The sequence below is a fragment of the Desulfosarcina sp. genome (assembly GCF_041551955.1).
Classification (GTDB): domain Bacteria; phylum Desulfobacterota; class Desulfobacteria; order Desulfobacterales; family Desulfosarcinaceae; genus Desulfosarcina.
On sequence record NZ_JBFELV010000593.1, the window covers coordinates 1 to 2,246 of the forward strand.

A 2,246-nucleotide genomic window follows, 5' to 3' on the forward strand; every position below is an offset into this window, starting at 1 on the left:
ATCCACGATCCAGGCTGGCATAGGCTTTGCGAAGACACGGTTAAAGATCGCAATACAACCGTAAAGGAGACGACAATGAAAACTCCCGCAACAGGCGAAGGCATCCATCCGGAAACCAAAACGACAGCGTCCTCTGCCAAGCGCTTGAAAGTGGCGGATCCGATCCGAGCCTCCATCGATGAGGCGACCCAGACCATGCTCAGGCGGGCGCAGGAGCTGGGAATCGATACGGTGTTCGACAGGGCGGAAAACATGAAGCAGTGCAATATCGGCACCCAGGGCACCTGCTGTAAAAATTGCGGCATGGGTCCTTGCCGCCTGCCCTTGCCCAAAAGCGGGATCGAGGGTGAGGATGATCGAAAAGGCCTGTGCGGAGCGTCCGCCAACACCATTGCCGCCCGCAACTTTATCCGCATGATCGCCGGTGGCGCCGCGGCCCATTCGGACCACGGCCGCGGTGTGGCCGAAGTGTTCCTGAGTGTCGCCCGCAACGAATCGGCGGACTACCGGATTAAAGACTACAACAAACTGATGGCGATCGCGCCTTACTTCGATGTCGCCACGACGGTATCGGTGGATGGCGAGACCACCGATCGCAATCCGGATGAGATCGCCCTGGAAGTGGCCGAAAAAGCCCTTGGCGAATGGGGCAAAAGCGAAGGCGAACTGCGATATCTGAAGCGCGCGCCCACGATGCTCTATGAGAAATGGAAGAAGAACGGCGTACTGCCCAGAAACATCGACCGGGAGATCGTCGAAATCATGCACCGCACCCATATCGGCGTGGATCAGGACTACAAAAACCTGATGAAACAGGGTACCCGGGCGGCCATTGCCGATGGCTGGGGCGGTTCCATGCTGGCAACCGACCTGCAGGATGTCCTTTTCGGAACCCCCTATCCGCTCCAGTCGGAGGCCAACCTGGGCGTGATGAAAGCGGATCACGTCAACCTGGTGATACACGGCCACGAGCCCATTTTGTCGGAAATGATCGTAGCGGTGGCCCAAAAGCCCGAAATGCACGCGTATGCATTGTCAAAAGGCGCCAAGGGGATTCAGCTGTCGGGGATCTGCTGCACGGCCAATGAGGTGCTTCAGCGCCACGGGGTGCCTCAATGCGGGACCTTTCTCCAGCAGGAACTGGCCATCATTACCGGCGCCTGTGACGCCATGGTGGTCGACATCCAATGCATCTTCCAGAATGTCGCCAATGTGGCCAACTGTTTTCACACCAAACTGATCACGACCCATCCGATTGCCCGCATGGAACAGGAGAACGTGATCCACATCGAATTCGACGAGCACCATGCCATGGAAGATGCCGAGCGCATCGTCAAAATGGCGATCGACAACTTTGCCAACCGGGGATCCGATGTCATGATTCCCAAGCAGAAAGCGATCCAGATCGCCGGATTCGGGGTCGAGGCGATTCAGTACCATTTGGGCGGCACGTTCCGCGGAAGCTACTACACCCTGAACGACAACATCATCAACGGTCGCATCCGCGGCATCGCCGGTGTGGTCGGCTGCAACAATGCCAGGACCCGTCACAACGAAGGTCACATCGAGGTGGTAAAGGAGTTGATCAAAAACGACGTGATCGTCCTGACGACCGGCTGCAACGGGATTGCCTGCGCCATGGAAGGCTTATTGACACCGGAGTCGGCTGCCGTATTTTGCGGGCCGGGATTGAGGGAGGTCTGTGAAACCGTGGGGATCCCCCCCGTGCTGCATCTGGGTTCCTGCGTGGACAACAGCCGCATCCTCCTGGCGGCCACGGAAGTCGTCAAGGCCGGTGGTTTAGGCCGCGACATCAGTGATCTGCCTGCGGCGGGAAGCGCCCCGGAGTGGATGAGTGAAAAGGCGATCAGCATCGGACACTACTTCGTGGCTTCAGGTGTCTACACCGTTTTTGGGGTCGGATTGCCGGTCACCGGCGCACCCGTATTTCAAAAATATCTTTTCGAAGAATTTGAAAAATTATACGGCGGCATGTGGGATCTGGAAGCCGACCCCGTGAAACATGCCCGCAAAATGATCGCTCACATCGACAGGAAACGAAAAGCGCTCGGCATCGACAAAGCCAGGGAGCGGACTTTGGTGGATATGGCCGCTCGCCGGGAACTTACGTCTGCTTAGGCAGCCACCCGATTCGTGAGCGACCGTCTTGCTGCAGGTTTGTTGATGCCGAAAGGAGATGCACACCGATGGCGTTGACCGACATCTTGCCCACACGGGACTGGGTC

General features: G+C 57.7%; 1 protein-coding gene. It reads left to right on the top strand.

What is annotated here, in order from left to right; all coding sequences use genetic code 11:
- The first annotated feature begins 75 nt into the window (after nt 1–75).
- Complete coding sequence (gene cooS, locus ABYV26_RS24580) at nt 76–2,139, top strand: anaerobic carbon-monoxide dehydrogenase catalytic subunit (protein WP_372683984.1); 2,064 nt, start codon at nt 76–78, stop codon at nt 2,137–2,139.
- Nucleotides 2,140–2,246 lie beyond the last annotated feature (107 nt).